Here is a 21,690-nt window from a genome sequence, read left to right as displayed (position 1 = left end):
CCTCAGGGCTGCGATTTTTGTTTTCAGAGTGGCTCGCTGCCAATACTGACACCCATTGTGTGACCGGCATCCGGCGCCAGAGTCATCACATCACTCATCACGTTCGCCGTCTCGATGCACAGCATGCGCTGCCAGCCGTCGTTATCCATGTCGCTGAGCGCGGCGGCGCGGTCTATCCACGGGTTCCAGATCACCGCCGTGCGTGAACCGGTAGCGGTCAGCACGATGCGCCGTTCCCAGGCCGGGTCGACGATGCTCAGTTGCGACGGAGCGTCGAGATAGATGCGGTCGGTTTCCCCGGCAAAACGCAGGTCGCCTTGCTGGGTGTGAGTCTTCCAGTCGTCCAGGGTCTCGATGTAATCCAGGCCATCCACGCCTTCGACGCGCACGTTGCGCACATCGCTGACCGCGAAATAGCTGTGCAGCGCCTGGCTGATGCTGACGGTGTCGGCGCCACGGTTGTGGCTGGTCAGGCTGATGTGCAACTGATCGTCGAGGCGCAGGGTCAGGGTCAGGTCGACCTGATGCGACCAGCCCGGAAAACCGCCTTCGGGGTAGGGCAGGGTGAACTCCACCTTCAGGCTTTCACCTTCGGTTTCGATGCCGCCTAGTTCCCAATCCATCGCCCGGACAAACCCGTGGGCGGCGGCCGGTTCCTCGCTGACGCGCATCGCCTGCACGCTCTGCGGGTTGCGTTCGAACTTGCCGAACCACGGCCAGCACACCGGCACACCGGCGCGGATGCTCTGGCCGGTCTTGAACACGGCCTTGTCGTTCAGCCAGATGATCGGCGGCTGGCCGTCCACCTGATAACTGAGGATGTGCGCGCCTTGCTGGGCCACCAGCACTTCGGCCTGACCGTGGCGGATGCGCCAGCAGTTCAGTTCATCCAGTTTCACGGCTTCAACGTTGGGCGTGTTCATGGGACAACTCTCGATCAGCAACTTGGACGACTATCGACCGTGAAACGGTCGCGAGGTTTAACGTGCGCGTGGCGGCACCGAGCGGGTGCGACCGCTGCCATCGATGGCAACGAACACGAACACCGCTTCGGTCACTTTACGCCACTCGCTGGACAGCGGGTCGTCGCTCCACACCTCGACCATCATCTGGATCGAGCTGCGGCCGATTTCCAGGGTCTGGGTATAAAAGGACAATTGCGCGCCGACAGCCACCGGCACCAGAAACGCCATGCGGTCGATGGCGACGGTCGCGACACGGCCACCGGCAACACGGCTGGCCATGGCCGTGCCGGCCAGGTCCATCTGTGCGACCAGCCAACCGCCGAAAATATCGCCGAAGCCGTTGGTTTCGCGGGGAAGTGCGGTGATTTGCAGGGCCAGGTCGCCTTGCGGGATCGGATCTTCTTGTTCGAGCTCTATCATGCCGGGGGTGCCTCTGACCCGTGACTCTTCGTTGGTGCTGCTGGTGGTAGCCGTCTTCGGGAAAAACGATTCAGCACCGAACATACTACGTTCGTCACGTTTTCCATCAGGCGCCTAAGGAGAAACTCTGCGAAACCGGCTAATCCCGAGCAAAGGCCGGGCCAACGACGTTTTCGCACAGCAACCCCCTACAAACCGGAGCAAGGTTGCGAGTATATCGGTCGGTAGACTCCGCGACGACCGTCCGGTTCTGATTTCGACCGGCAAATACGCACCTCTATGTGCTTTTTCGAACAATTTGCTATGGTGCCGAACCTGCCCGAGCCACAGCCAGCGTTGTTGTGGCGGCAGATCCGACTATAAGAGAAGACCTTGCCATGACCACAGCGCCCTCGAGCCTCGCGCAGCCCGACCAACCCGCACGACCGTTGACCCGCAATGACTACAAGACTCTGTCGCTATCGGCCCTGGGGGGCGCGCTGGAGTTTTACGATTTCATCATCTTCGTGTTCTTTGCCACCGTGGTCGGCAAATTGTTCTTCCCGGCCGACATGCCCGAGTGGCTGCGCCTGATGCAGACCTTCGGCATCTTCGCCGCCGGTTACCTCGCACGGCCGCTGGGCGGGATCGTGATGGCGCACTTCGGCGACCTGCTGGGGCGCAAGAAGATGTTCACCCTGAGCATTTTCATGATGGCGGTGCCGACCCTGATCATGGGCCTGCTGCCGACCTACGCGCAGATCGGTCTGTGGGCGCCGATCCTGCTGCTGTTGATGCGTGTCATCCAGGGCGCGGCGATTGGCGGTGAGGTGCCGGGGGCGTGGGTCTTCGTTTCCGAACACGTACCCGGCAAGCACATCGGCTACGCCTGCGGCACCCTGACCAGCGGCCTGACGGCAGGCATCCTGCTGGGATCGCTGGTCGCCACCGCGATCAACAGCCTCTATACGCCAACGGAAGTTTCGGATTACGCCTGGCGGATCCCGTTCCTGCTGGGTGGCGTGTTCGGCCTGTTCTCGGTTTACCTGCGCCGCTGGCTGCACGAAACCCCAGTGTTCGCCGAACTGCAACAGCGCAAGGCGCTGGCCGAAGAAGTGCCGCTGCGCGCCGTGCTGCGTGACCATCGCGGGGCGATCGCAGTGTCGATGCTGCTGACCTGGCTGCTGTCCGCCGGTATCGTCGTGGTGATCCTGATGACCCCGACCGTGCTGCAAACGGTCTATCACTTCTCGCCGACCACCGCGCTGCAATCCAATAGCCTCGCGATCGTATTCCTGAGCTTCGGCTGCATCATTTCCGGCGCGCTGGCGGATCGTTTTGGTGCCGGTCGCGTGTTTGTGTTCGGCTGCGCGGCTCTGCTTGCCAGCTCCTGGACGTTCTATCACAGCCTCGCCGATCACCCGAACTGGCTGTTCCCGCTGTACGCGTTGACCGGTTTCCTGGTCGGCACCATTGGCGCGGTGCCTTATGTGATGGTGAAGGCTTTCCCGCCGGTGGTGCGCTTCAGCGGTCTGTCCTTCTCTTATAACGTCGCTTACGCCATCTTCGGCGGCCTGACCCCGATGGTCGTCAGCCTGCTGCTGAAAGAAAGCGCGATGGGGCCGGCCTACTATGTGGCGGTGCTGTGCGGGATGGGGATCCTGGTCGGCGCGTGGTTGTGGAAGAAGGGACGCTGATTTAGTTCCAGAACTCAGGGCTTTCGCCAGCGCGAAAGCCTTGTTTCACACTCGCCAATCGGCAGGCGAGCACCGTGTTCGAGCATGTGAGCCAAAGCATTTGCAGCTTCTGTTTCGTCGATGACTTGGTGCTCTACCATTAAATCGAGCAGCCATAGCGCGCCGTGTACCTGTAACCCATCTCTTTGGGCCTGACGGCGCAACCTGCCATCTCCGGTGAGTAAAGGACGGCCCGTTTCCTGCGCAAGCAAGTAGCAGGAGACATCGGCTAAAGAGCTGTTGTTGTGCTCGATCCTCAGCCCCGACAATCTTATTACACCTGCCTCATCGAACGATTCGACAATCAACCCTCGGTCGAGCAGCTCGTCGTGTGAAAAGTCGTCGAGTTCGTACATTACGAAGTCAGTGCAACACAGCGTAAACGGCAAGCTGAACATCTGCTCCAGCAATCCGGCATTTCTGAAGTCGATCCAGATATTTGTATCACTGATATAGATCAGACTCATGCACTCTCCAGTGAGCCCAAGAAATTGGGGTCAAGTGCGCTCACTGGTTTGCGCAGGAGTTCAGCAGCCCGCGACTTGGTGATCAATCCTTCTGCCAATCCCCAGAACACCAGGGAATCAAAGCGCTGGGGCGGTTTGCACGGCATAGGTTCGGGCTCTGCTTTGCGCCAGCCGTTGGCACTGAATTGAATAGTGAGGGATTTGTAGCCACTTTCGCTAAGTAGCTTCAGATCCTTCAGTCGTCTCAACGCAGCGTGCATCGATATTCCGTATTGGCGTTTGGCGATCAGTAGCTCTCGTGGATGGACTCTGGACCGGGGATGGCTGCCGAAATCGCCGGTTACGCTTTTGGCGGGATAGAGAAATGCGCCGGCAAAACGGTGACAACAGTTTTCTTTGTCTCTCTCCGGCATGTCTCCAGGCAACGCCATAACCCAATGGCCGAGCTCATGAGCAGCCGTAAATCTGATTCGCTCACCTGGACGGTCAGCATTCAAAGCAATTAGTACATGTTCGCCGTCACCGGTAGCAGCACAAGCGCCATCGAAATCATCTGGGCCGTTCAGCATTGCAACCTTGATGCTGTGCTCTTCCAGTTGCTCAGTCAGATTGGCGATGGGATCGCTACCGATTCCCCAAAACTGGCGAAGCTTCTCGGCTGCCAGCTCAGCCTCCTCAAGGGTTGAAACAGGGAGCATCTGTGCGGGGGTAGCAGGGGTCTGGATATCTGCAGGATCGAAACATTGCTCAAGTGAAATGTAGCGCTCGAGATGTTCCCGAATTTTTTCTTCAACTTGAGCTTGGCGATACTTGGGCATTCTGGCCAGCTTTCGAAACTCAAGAGGTGCCAGAGGAATAACCTCCGCGCGGAAAAAATATTCGGGGCTGACCTGAAGTGCCTTGGCCAGTTGCAGCAGGCGAGAAGAGTTTGGAGTGCTCAACCCTTTCTCATATTTGCTTAACGCTTGTTTGGTGATGTCGCCAAGCTGGGCCGCCAGACCCTCTAGGGTGAGGCCTCGTTGCAGGCGGGCGCGGCGAATTCGGTCGTTTATCATGAGTTCCTCTCGTGGTTGACAAGGCTATCTTTTGGATTCGATTTGTCAACCTGCTGCGGAATTCATTTTTTGCGACACCTCGGATGCTGGCCTTTCATCCAATTGTCATATTTCAGCCATAGAGTGTTCACACGGCCTGCTGATACTTGGCCCCGACTTAACACACCCTATCTGCTAGGAGTAAGGCATGAAACTGAAGCGTTTGATGGCGGCAATGACTTTTGTCGCTGCTGGCGTTGCGACTGCCAACGCGGTTGCCGCTGTTGACCCTGCGATCCCGAGCTACACCAAGACCACTGGTGTGTCGGGCAACCTGTCCAGCGTCGGCTCCGATACCCTGGCCAACCTCATGACCCTCTGGGCTGAGAACTACAAAAAAGAATACCCGAACGTAAACATCCAGATTCAGGCCGCTGGCTCCGCCACTGCGCCACCTGCGCTGACTGAAGGCACCTCCAACCTGGGCCCGATGAGCCGCAAGATGAAGGACACCGAACTGGCGGCCTTCGAACAGAAATACGGCTACAAGCCAACCGCTATCCCGGTTGCCGTGGACGCCCTGGCTGTCTTCGTACACAAGGACAACCCGATCCAGCACCTGACCATGGAACAGGTTGACGCAATCTTCTCGTCCACCCGTCTGTGCGGCGCCAAAGCCGACGTGAAAACCTGGGGCGACCTGGGCGTGACCGGCGACCTGGCCAACAAGCCAGTTCAACTGTTCGGTCGCAACTCGGTATCCGGCACCTACGGCTACTTCAAGGAAGAAGCCCTGTGCAAAGGCGACTACAAGCCTAACGTCAACGAACAACCAGGCTCGGCTTCGGTCGTGCAGTCGATCAGCTCCTCGCTGAACGGCATCGGTTACTCGGGCATCGGCTACAAGACCGCCAGCGTGAAAACCGTGGCCCTGGCCAAGAAAGGCAGCTCGGACTTCATCGAAGACACCGAAGAAAACGCCCTGAACGGCAAGTACCCGCTGTCGCGTTTCCTGTACGTATACGTCAACAAAGCCCCGAACAAGCCTCTGGCCCCGCTGGAAGCCGAGTTCGTGAAACTGGTTCTGTCGAAACAGGGCCAGGAAGTGGTCGTGAAAGACGGCTACATCCCTCTGCCAGCCAAGGTTGCTGCAAAAGCACTGGCTGACCTGGGTCTGCAGGAAGGCGGCGCTGAAGTCGCAAAAAAGTAACAAACTGAGTCAGGGGTGAACCCCGCCTGACTCACGTGTGGGGCCCGGCCCGCAAGCGGCCCGGCCCCCACACTCCCCGAATTCTTCTATCCACTGCCAGTGCCCTGCTGGCGGCGGATTTGGTGCGTCACTGCATTGTCATCTTTCTGTCATACAGGATCGCTAGGGTGTGCGCATGAATGATCTGGCCAATTCCAAAATGACTACGAACCCTCCCAAGCGCATTGACTTCAATACGCCTGAGTTGCAACGCAAGCGCCGCATTCGCGCGCTCAAGGATCGCTTCACCCGCTGGTACGTCCTCGTCGGCGGTCTGGCGGTACTGGCAGCCATCACCCTGATCTTCTTCTTCCTCGCCTACGTCGTCGCGCCGCTGTTCAAGGGTGCCGACCTGACCGCGAAAGATGCACTCACCCCGGCCTGGATGCAGGACGCCGGCAAGCCGCTGATGATTTCGCTCGAAGAGCAGAATCAGGTGGCCATGCGCGTTTCCGACAAGGGCCAGGCGCTGTTCTTCGACATCGACAGTGGCGCTGAACTGAAGCGCGTCGATCTGCCCTTGCCGGCAGGCGCCAGTGTGACCTCCATCGGCGAAGACCAGCCGGGCCATCCGCTGGTGGCCGTGGGCCTGTCCAACGGCCAGGCGCTGGTGTTCCGTCACACTTATAAAGTCAGCTACCCGGATGGCAAGAAGACCATCACTCCGGCCATCGAGTATCCGTACGGCGAGACACCGATCGCGCTGAACGAAAGCGGCGGTGCGCTGGAGCACGTCAGCCTCAACGCCACCGATTCGACCCTGATGCTGGTCGGCTCCACCGGTTCGCAACTCAATGTGCTGTCGCTGACCAGCGAAGAAAACATGATGACCGGCGAAGTCACCAACGAGCAGAAGCGTATCGATCTGCCGCAGATGACCGAGCCCGTAAAAAACATTTTCGTCGACCCGCGCCAGCAGTGGCTGTACGTGGTCAACGGTCGTGCCCAGGCCGACGTGTTCAGCCTGCGCGACAAGAGCCTCAACGGTCGCTACAAACTGCTGGAAAACGCTGACGCTGAAGTCACCGCGACCACGCAACTGGTCGGTGGCATCTCGCTGATCGTCGGTGACTCCAAAGGTGGCCTGGCCCAGTGGTTCATGGCCCGCGACACCGATGGCGAGCTGCGCCTGAAGCAGATCCGCACCTTCCAGATGGGCTCTACGCCGATCGTTGAAATTTCCGCCGAAGAACGTCGCAAGGGCTTCCTGGCCCTGGATGCCAGCGGCAAGCTCGGCGTGTTCCACAGCACCGCGCACCGCACCTTGCTGGTCGATCAAGTCGTCGAAGGCCAGGGCCTGTTCGGCCTGTCGCCGCGCGCCAACCGCGTGATCGTCGAAGCCGGCGGCAAGCTGCAACCGTTGCTGCTCGACAACCCGCACCCGGAAGTGTCGTGGAGCGCGCTGTGGAGCAAGGTCTGGTACGAGAACTACGACGAGCCTAAATACGTCTGGCAATCGACTGCGGCCAACACCGATTTCGAACCGAAACTGAGCCTGTCGCCACTGACCTTCGGCACCCTGAAAGCCGCGTTCTACGCGATGCTGCTGGCTGCACCGCTGGCCGTCGCCGCTGCGATCTACACCGCGTACTTCATGGCCCCGGGCATGCGCCGCAAGGTCAAACCGGTGATCGAGCTGATGGAAGCGATGCCGACGGTGATCCTCGGCTTCTTCGCCGGTCTGTTCCTCGCGCCTTATGTAGAAGGGCATCTGCCGGGCATCTTCAGCCTGCTGATGCTGCTGCCGATCGGCATTCTGATCGCCGGTTTCACCTTCAGCCGCCTGCCTGAATCGATCCGCCTGAAAGTCCCGGACGGCTGGGAAAGTGCACTGCTGATTCCGGTGATCCTGTTCGTGGGCTGGCTGTCGTTGTACATGAGCCCGTTCATGGAGAACTGGTTCTTCGGCGGTGACATGCGCATGTGGATCTCTCACGACCTGGGCATCACCTACGACCAGCGCAACGCTCTGGTGGTCGGTCTGGCCATGGGGTTTGCGGTGATCCCGAACATCTACTCGATCGCCGAAGACGCCGTGTTCAGCGTGCCGCGCGGCCTGACCCTGGGCTCGCTGGCCCTCGGTGCCACGCCGTGGCAGACCATGACTCGCGTGGTGATCCTGACTGCCAGCCCGGGCATCTTCTCGGCGCTGATGATCGGCATGGGCCGTGCGGTCGGTGAAACCATGATCGTGCTGATGGCCACCGGCAACACCCCGGTCATGGAAATGAACCTGTTCGAAGGCCTGCGCACCCTGGCCGCCAACGTCGCGGTGGAAATGCCGGAGTCGGAAGTCGGCGGCAGCCACTACCGCGTGCTGTTCCTCTCGGCGCTGGTGCTGCTGTTGTTCACCTTCGTCATGAACACCCTCGCGGAACTGATTCGTCAGCGTCTGCGCAAGAAATACTCGTCGCTTTAAGCAAAGGTAGAAGTCTGTGAAACAGAACTCCCTGAAAGGATGGTTCAAGAGCGGCGCCCCGGGCGTCTGGATCAGCGGCGGCGCGGTGTCCATCGCGGTCATCATGACCATTGGCCTGCTGGCGGTGATCGCCGTGCGCGGTCTGGGTCACTTCTGGCCGGCGGATCTGATCCACGCCAGCTACGACGTTCCGGGCCAGGGCCAGCATCTGGTCGTGGGCGAAGTGGTGCAGAAAGAAGAAGTGCCGCGTGCCCGTCTGAAGAGCGCCGGCCTGCCGGTACCGGACGAAGGTCCGGAATTCATGACCCGTGAGTTGATCAAGGTCGGCAACCGAGACCTGAACGGCAACGACTTCACCTGGATCGTCGGCGAGTGGCTGACCGACCAGAAGAATCCGCCGGAGCTGATGGCGCTGGAGCGTCGTGAGTGGGGCAACTTCTACGGCTACCTGGTCAACGTCAAACAGGACGGCAAGGTGATCGCCGAAGGCGAAGCCGCCTGGCCTGAGCTGCAAGCGCGGATCGATCGCGTGAACAAACTTGCCGCCCAGCTCAAGACTCTGGAAAAAGTCGATATCGGTGCGATCAACGCCGGCCTCGAGCGCATCCGTCTGCACGGTCGCAAGCTGGAACTGGAAGGCAAGCTCGACGCCACCGCGCAAGCGGACATGGAATCCGAGCGCGCCGAGCTGAACGCCCGCTATCAGGACATCGAAGCCCGTCTGGCTGATCTGCACGCGCAGTTCAACCGTGACGCGCTGACCGCTCGCGATGCGAACGGCAAGGAAATCGAAATCGGCCTGGGCAAAGTGGTTCACGCTTACCAGCCGAACGCGATGGGTACGTTCACCAAGATCGGTTTCTACTTCAGCAAGGTCTGGGAATTCCTGTCCGACGACCCGCGTGAAGCGAACACCGAAGGCGGGATTTTCCCGGCGATCTTCGGCACCGTGATGATGACCCTGATCATGGCGATGATCGTGACCCCGTTCGGCGTGTTGGCGGCGGTGTACCTGCGTGAATACGCCAAGCAGAACACCCTGACCCGGGTGATCCGGATCGCGGTGAACAACCTGGCGGGTGTTCCGGCGATTGTTTACGGCGTGTTCGGTCTGGGCTTCTTCGTCTACGTGCTCGGTGGCTCTCTCGACCGTCTGTTCTTCCCTGAAGCGCTGCCGGCACCGACCTTCGGTACGCCGGGTCTGCTCTGGGCTTCGCTGACCCTGGCGCTGCTGGCGGTGCCGGTGGTGATCGTGGCGACCGAAGAAGGTCTGGCGCGTATCCCGCGCACCGTGCGTGAAGGCTCGCTGGCCCTCGGCGCGACCAAGGCTGAAACCCTGTGGAAGATCGTTCTGCCGATGGCCAGCCCGGCCATGATGACCGGCATGATCCTCGCCGTGGCTCGCGCCGCCGGTGAAGTGGCGCCGCTGATGCTGGTGGGTGTGGTGAAACTGGCGCCGTCGCTGCCGGTGGACGGGAACTACCCGTATCTGCACCTGGATCAGAAGATCATGCACCTGGGCTTCCACATCTACGACGTCGGCTTCCAGAGCCCGAACGTCGAGGCCGCGCGGCCGCTGGTGTATGCCACGGCGCTGCTGCTGGTGCTGGTGATCGCCACCCTGAACCTGTCGGCGGTGTACATCCGTAACCACCTGCGCGAGAAGTACAAGGCGCTGGACAGCTAAAGCCATTAGCCACAAGCGGCAAGCTACAAGCCGCTTTTGCTCAAACTTGCAGCTTGCAGCTAGAAGCTTGCAGCTACGAACGGAGTGAGACCCATGCAGCACGAAACACATACCCACGGCATCAACATGTCTGCCCTGGGCCGCGACAAGCAGAGCCTGAACCTCGAGCAGGAAACCGTGGCCATCGAAGTACCGGGCCTGAGCCTGTACTACGGCGAGAAACAGGCGCTGTTCGACGTCAGCATGAACATCCCGAAACAGCGCGTGACCGCCTTCATCGGCCCGTCCGGCTGCGGCAAGTCCACGCTGCTGCGGACCTTCAACCGCATGAACGACCTGGTGGACGGCTGCCGTGTCGAAGGCGCGATCAACCTGTACGGCAACAATATCTACCGCAAGGGCGAAGACGTGGCCGAGCTGCGTCGCCGGGTCGGCATGGTGTTCCAGAAGCCTAACCCGTTCCCCAAGACCATCTACGAAAACGTGGTCTACGGCCTGCGCATCCAGGGCATCAACAAGAAGCGCATCCTCGACGAAGCCGTCGAGTGGGCACTGAAAGGTGCGGCCCTGTGGGACGAAGTGAAAGACCGTCTGCATGACTCGGCCCTCGGCCTGTCCGGTGGTCAGCAGCAGCGTCTGGTGATCGCCCGCACCATCGCCGTGGAACCGGAAGTGCTGCTGCTCGACGAACCGTGCTCGGCACTTGACCCGATCTCGACCCTGAAAGTCGAAGAGCTGATCTACGAGCTCAAATCCAAGTTCACCATCGTCATCGTTACCCACAACATGCAACAGGCGGCGCGGGTGTCCGACTACACGGCGTTCATGTACATGGGCAAACTGGTGGAATTCGGCGACACCGATACCCTGTTCACCAATCCGGCCAAGAAGCAGACCGAAGACTACATCACAGGGCGATACGGCTAGCCGTACAGCTGCAAGCGGCAAGCTTCAAGCGGCAAGTTAGAAGCGATGCGGCAGGGAACACCACATAACAGCTTGCAGCTCGTAGCTTGCAGCTCTTGGTTAAACGCTTTTTCGGAGCGAACGCATGATTTCCAAAGAAGGCCTCACTCATCACATTTCCGCGCAGTTCAACGCCGAACTGGAAGAAGTGCGCAGCCACCTGCTGGCCATGGGCGGGCTGGTCGAGAAGCAGGTCAACGACGCGGTCACCGCGCTGATCGAGGCCGACTCGGGCCTGGCCCAGCAAGTGCGCGAGATCGACGACCAGATCAACCAGATGGAACGCAACATCGACGAAGAATGCCTGCGCATTCTGGCCCGTCGTCAGCCGGCGGCCTCCGACCTGCGTCTGATCATCAGCATCTCCAAGTCGGTGATCGACCTGGAGCGTATCGGCGACGAAGCGACCAAGATCGCCCGCCGTGCGATCCAGTTGTGCGAAGAAGGCGAAGCGCCGCGCGGTTACGTCGAGGTTCGCCACATCGGCGACCAGGTGCGCAACATGGTCCGCGATGCGCTGGACGCCTTTGCACGCTTCGACGCCGACCTGGCGTTGTCGGTGGCGCAGTACGACAAGATCATCGACCGCGAATACAAGACCGCCCTGCGCGAGCTGGCGACCTACATGATGGAAGACCCACGCTCTATCTCGCGGGTCTTGAGCATTATCTGGGTGCTGCGTTCGCTGGAGCGGATCGGCGACCACGCGCGCAACATCTCGGAGCTTGTGATTTATCTGGTGCGCGGCACCGATGTGCGGCACATGGGCCTCAAGCGCATGAAGGAAGAAGTTGAAGGGACAAGTGGCGAAACCGCTAATGTTCCGGGCGATGCTGACGATAAGTAAGATTGCCTGAGAAAAGCGCCCGGCCCTTTGGCCGGGCGTTTTTGTTTCTGCTTCTCATAGGCAGAACCGAAATAAAAAGCAGCACCCGCGAACGAAAAGTCCCGGCGTGACTGAAGAGTTTTGGCAATGTGCCATCAGCCAGCGTTATGCTTGCCGGGATTTTAATAGGGGTGTTGGATGAGCAAGATCAGTGTGTTGGTCGTGGACGATGCATCGTTCATTCGTGACCTGGTGAAAAAGTGCCTGCGTAATTACTTCCCGGGGATCCGCACCGAGGACGCCATCAATGGCAAGAAGGCTCAGGCCATGCTGGCCAAGGAAGCCTTCGACCTGGTGCTGTGCGACTGGGAAATGCCGGAAATGTCCGGTCTCGAACTGCTGACCTGGTGCCGTGAGCAGGACAACCTCAAGACCATGCCATTCATCATGGTCACCAGCCGGGGCGACAAGGAAAACGTCGTGCAGGCGATCCAGGCCGGTGTCACCGGTTACGTCAGCAAGCCGTTCACCAACGAGCAACTGCTGACCAAGGTCAAGCAGGCCCTGAACAAGGTCGGCAAACTCGACACCCTGATGAACAGCGCCCCGACCAAGATGAACTCGGCGTTCGGCAACGACTCCCTGAGCGCGTTGACCGGTGGCAAGGCTGCCGTGGTTGGTTCTCCACCGACGGCTGCGGCAGTGAATCCGTTTGCCAAGCCTGCCGCTGCGGCCCCGGCACCTGCCGCCGCGCCACAGCGTGGCCTGCTCAACAGCCCGCCTGTGAAAGCCCCGGCAGCCTCCAGCGCTCCGGTCGGCGGTCGCGGTCAGGGCCAGCTGCGCCTGCCAAGCGGCACCCAGCAATGCGTGATCAAGGCCCTGAGCATCAAGGAAGCGCTGCTGGTGGTGAAACGCACCGACACCCTGCCGCAGATCCTCGACAGCGCGGTGCTGGACCTGGAGCAGGGTGACAATGCGGAAATCGCCCGCCTCAACGGCTACCTGCACGCCGTCGTCGCCCACGAGCCGAAACCTGACAGCGACTGGCTGCAACTGACCTTCCGCTTCGTCGACCAGGACGCGCAGAAGCTCGACTACATCTCCCGCCTGATCGCCCGCGGCACGGCGCAGAAGCACTTCGTTCCGGGCGCGTAAGCGTCGTTTTACGCTGATCGTTCCCACGCTCCGCGTGGGAATGCCTCAAGGGACGCTCTGCGTCCTCACGCATGGGACGCAGAGCGTCCCGGGCTGCGTCCCCACGCAGAGCGTGGGGACGATCATCTCCTGCACCTGCCATTTTGAAACATCTGTCGACTAGCCTGGTCTGCTTCAGCTGCTAGGCTCATTCCCAGGCCTTACTCGACAGAACTTTTGCCCATGCCCCTGCGCCTGCTGTTTTTCTGTGGTCTGTTCATGGCCTCCACCTCGACGGTGGCCATGACGATCTACAAATCCACCGATGCCAACGGAGTGGTTTCGTACAGCGACCGTCCGAGCAAAGGCTCCCAGGTGTTCGTGTTTCAGGACCGGATGGTCGAGCGCCTGGAGCGCCAGGTCTATCTCGACATCAAGAAGCAGAAGGGCGCGGACGTGGTGTTCGTGCGCAACGACCTGTATGCGCCGGTCGAGGTTGCCCTGGCGTTTACCGGGATGAGCAACGTGCGCGGCGCACCGGCGCAAACGATTCGCCGGGTGCTGCCGGCGCGCAGCAATACGCGGCTGGCGTTGCTGACGCCGGTATCCGGTGGCAAACCGCTGGTGTACACGCCGATGTTCCAGTATTCCCTCGGCGACCCGGCTGGCGCGGCTCAGGGCTATCGCTATCCGTTTCCATGGCGTGGCGGGCCGTTTCGCCTGAGTCAGGGCGCCAATGGTGATTACAGCCACTTCGGGCCGAAGAACAAATACGCGATGGACATTGCCATGCCGGTCGGCACGCCGATCATCGCGGCGCGGGCCGGGGTGGTGGTGAAGACCGAGAATTCCCAGAACGGACGCGGCACCGATCCGTCCGGCAACTTCGTGCGGATCCTGCACGACGACGGCACGATGGGCGTGTACCTGCATCTCAAACAAGGGTCGGTGAGTGTGCGCGAGGGGCAGCGAGTGGCGGTGGGCAGTCCGCTGGCGCTGTCCGGCAACACCGGCAACAGCAGCGGCCCGCACCTGCACTTCGTGGTGCAGCGCAATACCGGGATGGGGCTGGTGTCGATTCCGTATCAGTTCAACCGGCCGCTGGGGGCGTTGCCCAACTTTGCGCTGGGCAAGCAGTAAACCCCGTCAGTCGAGCATCAGCACCTTGGCCAGAATGATCTTCGGACCTTTCATCTTTTTGATGATGATCCGCAGGCCTTCGACTTCCAGCACTTCTTCCTCTTCCGGCACCCGTTTCAGGGTTTCGTAGATCAGCCCGGCGAGGGTTTCGGCTTCGATGTGATCCAGGTCGATCCCCAGCAGGCGCTCGACCTTGAACAGCGGCGTATCGCCCCGCACCAGCAACTTGCCCGGCTGGTAGGCGAGGATGCCGCGCTCGGCCTTGCGGTGTTCGTCCTGGATGTCGCCGACCAGCACTTCCAGCACGTCTTCCATGGTCAGGTAGCCGATGATGTTGCCGTCGGCTTCTTCAACCACAGCGAAGTGCGAGCCGCCCTTGCGGAACTGTTCCAGCAGCTGCGACAGCGGCATGTGCCGCGACACGCGCTCCAGCGGGCGGGTCAGTTCGGCGAGGTTGAACGACTCGGGAATGTGATCCAGCGCCGCCAGCTCCAGCAGCAGATCCTTGATGTGCAGCAGGCCGACGAACTCCTTGCGCTCGCTGTCGTACACCGGATAACGGCTGAACTTGTGGCGACGGAACATCGCCAGGATTTCTTTCAGCGGGGCGTTGAATTCGAGGGTAATCAGGTCTTCCCGGGAGTTGGCCCAGTCGACCACTTCCAGTTCGCCCATTTCCACCGCCGAGGCCAGCACGCGCATGCCCTGGTCGCTCGGGTCCTGACCACGGCTGGAGTGCAGGATCAGTTTCAGTTCTTCACGGCTGTAATGGTGCTCGTGATGCGGGCCGGGTTCACCTTGTCCTGCAATGCGCAGGATGGTGTTGGCGCTGGCGTTGAGCAGGTAGATCGCCGGGTACATGGCCCAGTAGAACAGGTACAGCGGCACCGCCGTCCACAGCGACAGCAGCTCGGGTTTGCGGATCGCCCAGGATTTGGGTGCGAGCTCGCCGACCACGATGTGCAGGTACGAAATGATGAAGAACGCGGTGAAGAACGAGATGCCTTTGACGACTTCCGCCGACTGCACGCCGACCGCGCTCAGCAGCGGTTCGAGAATGTGCGCGAACGCCGGCTCGCCGACCCAGCCCAGGCCGAGGGAGGCGAGGGTGATACCGAGCTGGCACGCCGAGAGGTAAGCATCGAGCTGACTGTGCACCGTGCGCAGGATGTGCCCGCGCCAGCCGTGCTGTTCAGCGATGGCTTCGACCCGGGTCGAGCGCAGTTTGACCATGGCGAATTCCGCCGCAACGAAGAAGCCGTTGAGCAGAACCAGGATCAGAGCGAAAAGAATCATGCCGAAATCGGCGAATATTGTTGCGAGGGACAAGCCAGGGGAAGGGTCCATGATGGAGTTTTGCGGGTTCCGTGTGATTCGAAAGAAAGAAAAATCCGCACCTGAAAGGCAGGCGCAAGTCAGCCAATGTAGCGGCTGACCTGGCGATTGCCTAGTCCGGCATTACTCAGTGGCGCTGATGACCCGTGCCTGAGCGACCTGGGCCGGGGCGAAATGGCAGGTGAAGGTGCTGCCATGACCGGGCACGCTGCTGATCTCCATCCGAGCGCGATGGCGCAGCAGCACGTGTTTGACGATGGCCAGACCCAGGCCCGTGCCGCCGGTGTTGGAGTTGCGGCTGGAGTCGACGCGGTAGAAGCGTTCGGTCAGGCGCGGCAGGTGTTTGCTGTCGATGCCGATCCCGGAATCCTGCACGCTCAGGTGCGCGCCCTGATCGTCGCCCCACCAGCGGATGCGGATATTGCCTTCGGCCGGGGTGTATTTGACCGCGTTGAACACCAGATTGGAAAACGCACTGCGCAGTTCCGCCTCGCTGCCCTTGAGCAGAATGCTGGTGTCGGCTTCCAGGGTGATTTTCTGATTCTTCGATCCTGACAGCTGCTGCGCGTCGCTCTTGATCGACTGCAACAGGGTGTCGATGTGCACCGGCTGGTTGTCCGACGGGTAGTCGGTGGCTTCCAGTTTGGCCAGCAGCAGTAAATCGTTGAGCAGGGTCTGCATGCGTCCGCCCTGTTGCTGCATCTGCTGCAGGGCACGGCTCCAGCGCGGGTTCACTTCCTCGACGTTGTCGAGCAGGGTTTCCAGGTAGCCGCAGATCACCGTCAGCGGGGTGCGCAGCTCATGGGAGACGTTGGCGATGAAGTCCTTGCGCATCTGTTCCAACTGATGGATGCGGGTGACGTCGCGGACCAGCATCAGGTGCTCGTTGTTGCCGTACCGCGTGAGGTACAGCTGGATGCGTACGCGATCGTTGGTCGGCGAAGGGATTTCCAGCGGCTCGGCGTAGCTTTCCTGCTCGAAGTATTCCTTGAAACGCGGATGGCGGACCAGGTTGGTTACCGGTTGGCCGCTGTCCTGCGGGGTCTTGAGGCCGAGCAGGGTTTCGGCGGCGCGGTTCCACCACTCCAGGTTGCCGTCGCTGTCGAGCATGATCACCGCGTCTTTCAGCGCGGCGGTGGACTCCTGAACGCGGTCGATCACCGCTTGCAGGCGTCCGCGTACCCGTTGGTCGCGGCGTTGCAGGTGGTAGATGCTGTCGAACACCTCGCCCCACAGGCCGTAGCCGTCGGGCGGTGCTTCATCGGGTTGGTGCAGGCGCAGCCATTCGTGCAGGCGCAGCAGTTGCTTGAGCGTCCAGGCCAGATAAAGGCCCAAGCCCGCCGCCAGGCTCCAGCCGTAGTAGCCGGTGATCAGGCCGATCACCAGGCAGCCGGTGACCAGCAACAGCATGTGGCGAATCAGGGTGCCATGCCAGTTTTGGTTCACGGAACGTCCTTAAACGCAGCGTCGAGTGTCGAGCTGCAAGCTTCAAGCTAAAGCGGATCGGCTTTTACTTGCCGCTTGTAGCTAGAAGCTTGCAGCTGCCTATTTATGCTTTGGTGGAGAACCGGTAGCCGGTGCCGCGCACGGTTTGTACCAGATTTTCGTAGGCGTCGCCGAGAGCCTTGCGCAGGCGCCGGATGTGCACGTCGACGGTGCGCTCTTCAACATAGACGTTGCCGCCCCAGACCTGGTCCAGCAACTGGCCACGGGTGTAGGCGCGTTCCTGGTGGGTCATGAAGAATTGCAGCAGGCGGTATTCGGTCGGGCCCATCTCGGCAGGTTTGCCGTCGATGGTCACGCGGTGGCTGATCGGGTCGAGCAGCAGGCCGCCGACTTCGATCGGCGCTTCGCCATCGGTCGGGCCGGCGCGACGCAGCACGGCCTTGAGGCGTGCCACCAGTTCACGTGGGGAAAACGGTTTGGTGATGTAGTCGTCGGCGCCGACTTCCAGACCCTGGATCTTGTTGTCCTCTTCGCCCTTGGCGGTGAGCATGATGATCGGGATGTCCCCGGTCAGTTCGTCACGCTTGAGGCGGCGGGCCAGCTCGATGCCGGAAGTGCCGGGCAGCATCCAGTCGAGCAGGATCAGGTCCGGTTTGCGGTCGACGATGATGGCGTGGGCCTGCTGCGAGTTCTCTGCCTCGAGGCAGTCATAGCCGGCCATTTCCAACGCAACGGCGATCATTTCGCGAATGGGCGCTTCGTCGTCGACGATCAGAATGCTCCTGCCAACCATGCCTTAATCCTCTTGTCATTTAACTGTCTTGCGCCGCATTAGATAACGGAATTATTGCAGTCGTGTGACAGTATTTTAGTCCGGCGGCGATTGTGCGAATCCTGAACTAAGCTCTAAGTCCGAATCCTGACAACCACAAGAGAAGGTTTCCATGACTCAAATGACTGCTTCCTTTAAGGCTTTGCTGATGGCTGCTGCCCTGACTCTGCCCGGACTGGCGATGGCGGCCGAGCCGGCCATGATGAAAGACGGAATGATGGTCGACCACAAGGGCATGACGCTTTACACGTTCGACAAGGACAGTGGCGGCAAGTCGATGTGCAACGACGATTGCGCCAAGAACTGGCCGCCGTTGATGGCGCCGGCGGATGCCAAGGCTGAAGGTAAATGGACAGTCATCAAACGCGATGACGGCATGATGCAGTACGCCTACGACGGCAAGCCGCTGTACACCTTCGTGAAGGACGAGAAGCCCGGAGAAATGAAGGGCGATGGCATGAAGGACGTGTGGCACGTGGTTCACGAGCACAAGTAATTCATTGGCAGTGAATCAGGATCGCGGCCCGCAGGCATTGCCTCGGCCGCGATTTCTTGAGATCAGCGCAACGCGTAATCCAGCACGATCCCTACGAAAATCGCCAAACCGGCCCAATGGTTGTGCAGGAACGCCTTGAAGCAACGCATCCGGTCCCGGTCCCGGGTGTACCAGAATTCCCAGGCGTAGCACCCGGCGGCTACCAGCAGGCCGAGGTGGAACCAGATTCCCAGCTCGAATTTCGACCCCGCCAGCACCAGACAGCCCAGCGACAGCGCCTGCAAGGTCAGGATGATCACCCGGTCTGCATCGCCGAACAGGATCGCCGTGGATTTCACGCCGATCTTCAGGTCATCGTCGCGGTCGGTCATCGCGTAATAAGTGTCGTAGCCCACCGTCCACAGCAGATTGGCGATCCACAGCAGCCAGGCGGTTGCCGGCAGCTCACCGGTTTCGGCGGTGAACGCCATCGGCATGCCCCAGGAGAACGCCGCGCCCAGCACCACTTGCGGGTAATAGGTGTAACGCTTCATGAACGGGTAGGTGAACGCCAGCGCCAGACCGCCCAGCGACAGCCAGATGGTCGCGGCGTTGGTGCACAGCACCAGCAGGAAACTCACGCCCATCAGCAGCGCGAAGAACACCAGTGCCTCTTTCGAGCTGATCCTGCCGGCAGCGATAGGTCGCTGCGCAGTGCGTTTGACGTGGCCGTCGACCTTGCGGTCGGCCCAGTCGTTGATCACGCAGCCGCCGGCACGGGTCAGCACCACGCCGAGGACGAAAATCACGATATTGGCCAGCGACGGCGAGCCTTTGCCGGCAATCCACAGCGCCCAGAGCGTCGGCCACAGCAGCAGGTAAATGCCGATCGGCTTGTCCATCCGGGTCAGCTGGATGAAGTCCCAGGCACGCGGGTTCAAGCGATTCAGGGATTTGAGCAGACTTTGGTACATCAGCAGTTCTCCGGACGGGCGCGGACGGCATCCCACAGCGTAGGCAGGAAAATCTCCGCCACCAGCACACTCAAGGCGCCACGGTCGAAACGCGAGCGCCGCCCCCACAGGCCGGCAGCCCGGGAACCTTCGGGCAGCCAGTGTTCAGGGTAATGGCAGACTTCGATGGCGCGGCGCTGGAAGGCGTGATCGCAAAACAGCAGTTCGCCCAGCGAGCGGCTGCCCAGTTCATCCATGTGCAAGCCGTCGCCCTGCAAGGCACTGCGCGACGCCACGCTGCGGGCGAACACCCAGGCCTGGCCATGCCCGCGCAGATACACCTCGCGCACCCAGCCCTCGCTGCCTTCGGCCAGGTCCAGCGCGGCGCATTCGTCGTCTCGCAGGGTCTGCCAGCCTTCGAACAGCGGCGTCACGCTGAAGCCGTCATCGGACAGGCGCGTCAGCCGGCGGGTCAGGGAGCCTTCGTCGAACAGCCAGTCGCGCGTGGATGTGTCGGGGAGGGGTGTCAGTTCGCTTTGCGGGCGCCACAGCGGAGCGTTTGTGTGTTGCACAATGAGTCATTATTGGCAGCAAATGAGGCGGCGAGCTTACCATGCTGCACCGCGAGTTTGATTGATCCGGGTCGCCGCTGCGCCGAACAGGCTTGCATCTGCCCGGCACGATCAGTACAAAACGCCCTGAGCCGGACGGCAGCGCTGCACCATCGACCGTCCGCGCCGGTTAAAGCCTGAACCCTGAGGAAGTACCTGAATGAAAAAGTGGCAATGTGTGGTCTGCGGCCTGATTTACAACGAAGCCGACGGCTGGCCGGATGACGGCATTGCGCCGGGCACCCTGTGGCAGGACGTGCCGGAAGACTGGCTGTGCCCGGACTGCGGCGTCGGCAAGATGGACTTCGAAATGATCGAAATCAACTGAGAAAACACTGAGGAGTAGGGCATGAGCGCACCTGTCGTAATCGTTGGCACCGGGCTTGCGGGTTACAACCTGGCTCGCGAGTTTCGCAAACTCGATGGCGAAACCCCGTTGCTGCTGATTACCGCCGATGACGGTCGCTCCTACTCCAAGCCGATGCTGTCCACCGGCTTCGGCAAGAACAAGGACGCCGACGGCTTGAGCATGGCCGAGCCGGGCGCGATGGCCGAGCAGTTGAAGGCCGAGATCCGCACCCATACCCGCATCAGCGGCATAGATCCGGGCCACAAGCGGCTGTGGATCGGCGAGGAAGCAGTGAGCTATCGCGACCTGATCCTCGCCTGGGGCGCGGAAACCGTACGTGTGCCGATCGAAGGCGACGGCGGGGATCTGGTGTTCCCGATCAACGATCTCGAAGACTACGCGCGCTTTCGCGCCGCAGCCGCTGGCAAGCGCCGAGTGTTGCTGCTCGGCGCCGGACTGATCGGCTGCGAGTTCGCCAATGACCTGATTCTGGGTGGCTACGAGGTGCAACTGGTTGCACCGTGCGAGCAGGTGATGCCGACCCTGCTGCATCCCGCTGCGGCGGCTGCGGTGCAGGCCGGGTTGGAAAGCCTCGGTGCGCGTTTCCATCTCGGCCCGGTGCTGACCCGTCTGCAAAAAGTCGCGGATGGGCTGGAAGCACACCTGTCCGACGGCCAGGTCATCCCTTGCGATGTGGTGGTCTCGGCCATCGGCCTGCGCCCGCGGATCGATCTGGCGGCGGCCGCCGGCATCCAGACCAATCGCGGCGTGGTGGTCGACCGTCATCTGCAAACCTCTCACGCCAACATTTACGCCCTGGGCGACTGCGCCGAGGTCAACGGGCTGAATCTTCTGTACGTCATGCCCCTCATGAGTTGTGCGCGAGCGCTGGCACAGACCCTGGCCGGCAACCCGACCGTGGTGAACTACGGACCGATGCCGATCACCGTGAAAACCCCGGTCTGCCCGCTGGTGGTTTCCCCGCCGCCACGGGGCCGCGAAGGCGTCTGGACGGTCGAAGGGCAGGGCGCCGACATCAAGGTGCTGTGCCACGACGCAGACGGGCAATTGCTCGGTTACGCCCTGACCGGCGCGGCGGTGATGGAAAAACTTGCGCTGAACAAACAGCTTCCGGCCTTGCTGGCGTAAATACCGGTCGTTCTGTCGGAATCACCCCGCTTTTGCCCCCACAAACGTCGCGGGGAGACTGGCGCCGCCCTTAACCGCGTGCCATCCTCACTCCCGTCTGCCGCAGAGTAGAGCCTGCGGCGCCTTGGGCGCTGTTCCAACGAGAACAGCACGGACATAACAACAAAAAACCGTCAAAGGGGCTTCACTAATGCGTAAACCAGAACTCGCCGCTGCAATCGCTGAAAAAGCGGATCTGACCAAAGAGCAGGCCAACCGCGTTCTCAACGCCGTTCTCGAAGAAATCACCGGCGCCCTGCACCGCAAGGACAGCGTCACGCTGGTGGGCTTCGGCACCTTCCTGCAACGCCACCGCGGTGCCCGCACCGGCAAAAACCCGCAAACCGGTGAACCGGTGAAGATCAAGGCCAGCAACACCGTTGCGTTCAAGCCAGGCAAATCGTTGAAAGACAGCGTTAATCCATAATGGCGGTAAACGCCCGGTCAGCCGGGCGCGCTGCATGAAAAATGGGCATACC

The 21,690-nt window shown here is 61.0% G+C and carries 21 protein-coding genes; 12 read left to right on the top strand and 9 right to left on the bottom strand.

The features are described 5' to 3' along the window. Positions 1–23: 23 nt before the first annotated feature. Both ACEN93_RS16430 and ACEN93_RS16425 read right to left on the bottom strand, forming a co-directional pair. The gene (locus tag ACEN93_RS16430) at positions 24–923 is read right to left on the bottom strand and encodes a D-hexose-6-phosphate mutarotase (protein WP_039765104.1); all 900 of its coding nucleotides are present in this window, start codon (positions 921–923) and stop codon (positions 24–26) included. A gap of 57 nt (positions 924–980) precedes the next feature. After that, positions 981–1,385 (bottom strand): acyl-CoA thioesterase, encoded by a 405-nt coding sequence (locus ACEN93_RS16425; protein WP_003229628.1) that lies wholly within the window; start codon positions 1,383–1,385, stop codon positions 981–983. A 377-nt stretch (positions 1,386–1,762) separates the two neighbouring features. Between ACEN93_RS16425 and ACEN93_RS16420 the strand changes: the two genes are divergently transcribed. Further along, positions 1,763–3,061, top strand: coding sequence for an MFS transporter (locus tag ACEN93_RS16420; protein WP_074689921.1), 1,299 nt, complete (start codon positions 1,763–1,765; stop codon positions 3,059–3,061). Positions 3,062–3,075: 14 nt separating this feature from the next. Here the strand turns inward: ACEN93_RS16420 and ACEN93_RS16415 are convergent, their stop codons facing one another. Both ACEN93_RS16415 and ACEN93_RS16410 read right to left on the bottom strand, forming a co-directional pair. Next, positions 3,076–3,567: a PIN domain-containing protein gene (locus tag ACEN93_RS16415; protein WP_039765106.1), complete on the bottom strand. Its 492-nt coding sequence runs from the start codon at positions 3,565–3,567 to the stop codon at positions 3,076–3,078. After that, positions 3,564–4,622, bottom strand: a complete 1,059-nt coding sequence (locus ACEN93_RS16410; protein ID WP_039765108.1) for a helix-turn-helix domain-containing protein — start codon at positions 4,620–4,622, stop codon at positions 3,564–3,566. The genes ACEN93_RS16415 and ACEN93_RS16410 overlap by 4 nt, the downstream gene beginning before the upstream one ends. Positions 4,623–4,809: 187 nt before the next feature. Here ACEN93_RS16410 and ACEN93_RS16405 point away from each other — a divergent pair, with 187 nt between their 5' ends. The 7 genes from ACEN93_RS16405 (at position 4,810) to ACEN93_RS16375 (ending at position 14,022) form a co-directional block, all read left to right on the top strand. Continuing rightward, complete coding sequence (locus ACEN93_RS16405; protein ID WP_064600501.1) at positions 4,810–5,811, top strand: phosphate ABC transporter substrate-binding protein PstS; 1,002 nt, start codon at positions 4,810–4,812, stop codon at positions 5,809–5,811. Positions 5,812–6,235: 424 nt separating this feature from the next. Next, a complete protein-coding gene (locus ACEN93_RS16400) occupies positions 6,236–8,269 on the top strand; it encodes an ABC transporter permease subunit (RefSeq protein WP_495611558.1) in 2,034 nt (677 codons plus the stop codon). A gap of 16 nt (positions 8,270–8,285) precedes the next feature. Next, complete coding sequence (pstA, locus tag ACEN93_RS16395; protein ID WP_011336614.1) at positions 8,286–9,956, top strand: phosphate ABC transporter permease PstA; 1,671 nt, start codon at positions 8,286–8,288, stop codon at positions 9,954–9,956. Positions 9,957–10,049: 93 nt separating this feature from the next. Then, complete coding sequence (gene pstB, locus ACEN93_RS16390) at positions 10,050–10,883, top strand: phosphate ABC transporter ATP-binding protein PstB (RefSeq protein ID WP_007954333.1); 834 nt, start codon at positions 10,050–10,052, stop codon at positions 10,881–10,883. A 124-nt stretch (positions 10,884–11,007) separates the two neighbouring features. Then, entirely contained in the window at positions 11,008–11,769 is a 762-nt protein-coding gene (gene phoU / locus ACEN93_RS16385; protein ID WP_007954334.1) for a phosphate signaling complex protein PhoU, read from the top strand. Positions 11,770–11,946: 177 nt separating this feature from the next. After that, entirely contained in the window at positions 11,947–12,903 is a 957-nt protein-coding gene (locus ACEN93_RS16380) for a response regulator (protein ID WP_490842908.1), read from the top strand. Positions 12,904–13,125: 222 nt separating this feature from the next. Further along, a complete protein-coding gene (locus tag ACEN93_RS16375) occupies positions 13,126–14,022 on the top strand; it encodes a peptidoglycan DD-metalloendopeptidase family protein (RefSeq protein ID WP_039765119.1) in 897 nt (298 codons plus the stop codon). Between the two features lie 6 nt (positions 14,023–14,028). Here the strand turns inward: ACEN93_RS16375 and ACEN93_RS16370 are convergent, their stop codons facing one another. The 3 genes from ACEN93_RS16370 to phoB all read right to left on the bottom strand — a co-directional run bounded on the left by ACEN93_RS16370 (position 14,029) and on the right by phoB (position 17,596). Continuing rightward, complete coding sequence (locus ACEN93_RS16370) at positions 14,029–15,369, bottom strand: hemolysin family protein (RefSeq protein WP_007954342.1); 1,341 nt, start codon at positions 15,367–15,369, stop codon at positions 14,029–14,031. A gap of 111 nt (positions 15,370–15,480) precedes the next feature. Next, positions 15,481–16,767: a phosphate regulon sensor histidine kinase PhoR gene (gene phoR / locus ACEN93_RS16365; RefSeq protein ID WP_495611557.1), complete on the bottom strand. Its 1,287-nt coding sequence runs from the start codon at positions 16,765–16,767 to the stop codon at positions 15,481–15,483. Positions 16,768–16,906: 139 nt separating this feature from the next. Further along, entirely contained in the window at positions 16,907–17,596 is a 690-nt protein-coding gene (phoB, locus tag ACEN93_RS16360) for a phosphate regulon transcriptional regulator PhoB (protein WP_007896474.1), read from the bottom strand. Between the two features lie 151 nt (positions 17,597–17,747). Here phoB and ACEN93_RS16355 point away from each other — a divergent pair, with 151 nt between their 5' ends. Further along, a complete protein-coding gene (locus ACEN93_RS16355; RefSeq protein WP_064600493.1) occupies positions 17,748–18,131 on the top strand; it encodes a COG4315 family predicted lipoprotein in 384 nt (127 codons plus the stop codon). A gap of 62 nt (positions 18,132–18,193) precedes the next feature. On the opposite strand, the gene ubiA is transcribed toward ACEN93_RS16355, so the two are convergent. Beyond that, the gene (ubiA, locus tag ACEN93_RS16350; RefSeq protein ID WP_074689927.1) at positions 18,194–19,084 is read right to left on the bottom strand and encodes a 4-hydroxybenzoate octaprenyltransferase; all 891 of its coding nucleotides are present in this window, start codon (positions 19,082–19,084) and stop codon (positions 18,194–18,196) included. Then, entirely contained in the window at positions 19,084–19,635 is a 552-nt protein-coding gene (locus tag ACEN93_RS16345; RefSeq protein ID WP_495610267.1) for a chorismate--pyruvate lyase family protein, read from the bottom strand. The genes ubiA and ACEN93_RS16345 overlap by 1 nt, the downstream gene beginning before the upstream one ends. A gap of 199 nt (positions 19,636–19,834) precedes the next feature. Between ACEN93_RS16345 and ACEN93_RS16340 the strand changes: the two genes are divergently transcribed. The 3 genes from ACEN93_RS16340 to ACEN93_RS16330 all read left to right on the top strand — a co-directional run bounded on the left by ACEN93_RS16340 (position 19,835) and on the right by ACEN93_RS16330 (position 21,638). Continuing rightward, complete coding sequence (locus ACEN93_RS16340) at positions 19,835–20,002, top strand: rubredoxin (RefSeq protein WP_007954349.1); 168 nt, start codon at positions 19,835–19,837, stop codon at positions 20,000–20,002. Positions 20,003–20,023: 21 nt separating this feature from the next. Continuing rightward, positions 20,024–21,172, top strand: coding sequence for an NAD(P)/FAD-dependent oxidoreductase (locus tag ACEN93_RS16335; protein WP_495610266.1), 1,149 nt, complete (start codon positions 20,024–20,026; stop codon positions 21,170–21,172). Between the two features lie 190 nt (positions 21,173–21,362). Continuing rightward, positions 21,363–21,638: an HU family DNA-binding protein gene (locus tag ACEN93_RS16330; protein ID WP_003213368.1), complete on the top strand. Its 276-nt coding sequence runs from the start codon at positions 21,363–21,365 to the stop codon at positions 21,636–21,638. Positions 21,639–21,690: the final 52 nt, after the last annotated feature.

The sequence above is a fragment of the Pseudomonas sp. Pseusp21 genome (assembly GCF_059492145.1).
The sequence above is the reverse complement of the archived record's forward strand: the minus strand, read 5'-3'. Positions and strand labels throughout refer to the sequence as shown.